The sequence below is a fragment of the Paenibacillus sp. J31TS4 genome, from assembly GCF_018403265.1.
In the GTDB taxonomy this organism is placed as follows: domain Bacteria; phylum Bacillota; class Bacilli; order Paenibacillales; family NBRC-103111; genus J31TS4.
The window spans coordinates 1-2,521 of sequence record NZ_BOSI01000015.1; the positions used below are offsets into that span (position 1 = coordinate 1).

General features: G+C 52.0%; 2 tRNA genes and 3 rRNA genes. All 5 read left to right on the forward strand.

The window, feature by feature from the left end:
* Positions 1-56, forward strand: a 16S ribosomal RNA gene (locus KJS47_RS23720); the annotation flags it as partial.
* Between the two features lie 103 nt (positions 57-159).
* A 5S ribosomal RNA gene (rrf, locus tag KJS47_RS23725) occupies positions 160-276 on the forward strand.
* A gap of 187 nt (positions 277-463) precedes the next feature.
* Positions 464-540, forward strand: a tRNA-Ile gene (locus KJS47_RS23730).
* A gap of 100 nt (positions 541-640) precedes the next feature.
* Positions 641-716, forward strand: a tRNA-Ala gene (locus tag KJS47_RS23735).
* A gap of 254 nt (positions 717-970) precedes the next feature.
* A 23S ribosomal RNA gene (locus tag KJS47_RS23740) occupies positions 971-2,521 on the forward strand; the annotation flags it as partial.

The following is a 2,521-nucleotide window of genomic DNA, read 5'->3' on the forward strand; positions in this document are numbered from 1 at the left end:
GGGTGAAGTCGTAACAAGGTAGCCGTATCGGAAGGTGCGGCTGGATCACCTCCTTTCTATGGAGTATCCGCATCGGTGAGATGCGATACAAATATCGGTTTGTTACTCACTCGTGTTCAGTTTTGAAAGGTGCATGCCTTTCAACTAAATAGCATTCCGTTTGGTAATAATGGCGGAGGGGAACCACGCGTACCCATCTCGAACACGACCGTTAAGCCCTCCAGCGCCGATGGTACTTGAACCGAAGGGTTCCGGGAGAGTAGGACGTTGCCAAGCGGGATGATTTATCCTTTTATCTGCAGAAGACGTAGACGTTTTGAATGGGGCCCCCGGAAAGTAATCGGGTTAAGCTTCAGAGCATCACGTCACTTCCTGGGGATCATGTAACGCTTACGAAGTTAGTTTTGTTGACGCAAAACTCTGTAACGCTTACGAAGTTAGTTTTGCTAGCGCAAAACTCTGAGGGCCCTTAGCTCAGCTGGTTAGAGCGCACCCCTGATAAGGGTGAGGTCGGTGGTTCGAGTCCACTAGGGCCCACCAATTGCATACTCCAAAAGGACAGGCTTTCAAAGACTCCGGGGCCCTCAAAAAGTACTCGGAATCAGCTGCGAAGGATCTCGTCACTTTTTGGGGAAGTTATGGGGCCATAGCTCAGCTGGGAGAGCGCCTGCCTTGCAAGCAGGAGGTCAGGAGTTCGATCCTCCTTGGCTCCACCAAAAACGAATTACTTAGCAACCATTACCACAAAATAATGCTTGCCAAGTAGGTCGGAAACATGGTAAGATAGATCTCGCCGCTAAAAACGGCGTGGTTGCTAAAGTGAATATCTGAGGTTAGATATTTTGCTGAAGCAAAAATCTTTGTTCCTTGAAAACTAGATAGCGAAGCAAGAAACATCCTTTAGTTGAAGGTAAACCACGATGCTAACGCATCGCGGATTTCCGACGATACTACGTATCGCGGATTAGTAGGTTAAGCTACTAAGAGCACACGGAGGATGCCTAGGCGCTAGGAGCCGAAGAAGGACGTGGCGAACAACGAAATGCCTCGGGGAGCCGTAAGCGGGCTTTGATCCGGGGATGTCCGAATGGGGGAACCCACGTATCGTAATGGGTACGTACTCCGCACTGAATTCATAGGTGCGGCAGAGGCAGACCAGGGGAACTGAAACATCTAAGTACCCTGAGGAAGAGAAAACAATAGTGATTCCGTCAGTAGCGGCGAGCGAACGCGGAACAGCCTAAACCTGTCGACTTGTCGGCAGGGGTCGTGGGACGTCAATGTGGCAGCAGCTCATTAGGTGAACTGGTCTGGAAAGGCCGGCGGGACAAGGTAAAAGCCCTGTAGCCGAAAGTGAGCGAGAGCCTAGACGGATCCCGAGTACCGCGGGGCACGTGAAACCCCGTGGGAATCTGGCAGGACCATCTGCTAAGGCTAAATACTACCTAGCGACCGATAGCGAAGCAGTACCGTGAGGGAAAGGTGAAAAGAACCGCGGGAGCGGAGTGAAATAGAACCTGAAACCGTGTGCTTACAAGAAGTCAGAGCCCGTTAAATGGGTGATGGCGTGCCTTTTGTAGAATGAACCGGCGAGTTACGTTCACGTGCAAGGTTAAGCTGAAGAAGCGGAGCCGCAGCGAAAGCGAGTCTGAATAGGGCGAATCAGTACGTGGGCGTAGACCCGAAACCGTGTGATCTACCCCTGTCCAGGGTGAAGGTGCGGTAACACGCACTGGAGGCCCGAACCCACGAATGTTGAAAAATTCGGGGATGAGGTGGGGGTAGCGGAGAAATTCCAATCGAACTCGGAGATAGCTGGTTCTCCCCGAAATAGCTTTAGGGCTAGCCTCGGAGGCATAAGTTGTGGAGGTAGAGCACTGATTGGGTGCGGGGCCCGCCAAGGGTTACCAAGTCCAGTCAAACTCCGAATGCCACGTACTTGGACCCCGGGAGTCAGACGGTGAGTGCTAAGATCCATCGTCGAGAGGGAAACAGCCCAGACCATCAGCTAAGGTCCCCAAGTGTGTGTTAAGTGGGAAAGGATGTGGAGTTGCAAAGACAACCAGGATGTTGGCTTAGAAGCAGCCACCATTTAAAGAGTGCGTAATAGCTCACTGGTCGAGTGACTCTGCGCCGAAAATGTAACGGGGCTAAACACACCACCGAAGCTATGGATTGTATCCTTGTGATACTCTGGTAGGGGAGCGTTGTATAGAGGTTGAAGGTGTACCGTAAGGAGCGCTGGACACTATACAAGTGAGAATGCCGGTATGAGTAACGAAAAGACTGGTGAGAATCCAGTCCGCCGAAAACCTAAGGGTTCCTGAGGAAGGCTCGTCCGCTCAGGGTAAGTCGGGACCTAAGGCGAGGCCGAAAGGCGTAGTCGAAGGACAACAGGTTGAAATTCCTGTACCACCGTGAACCGTTATGAGCAATGGGGTGACGCAGAAGGGTAGAGTTGCAGACGGATGGAAGCGTCTGTCCAAGCAGTAAGGCTGGTGCGTAGGCAAATCCGCGCATC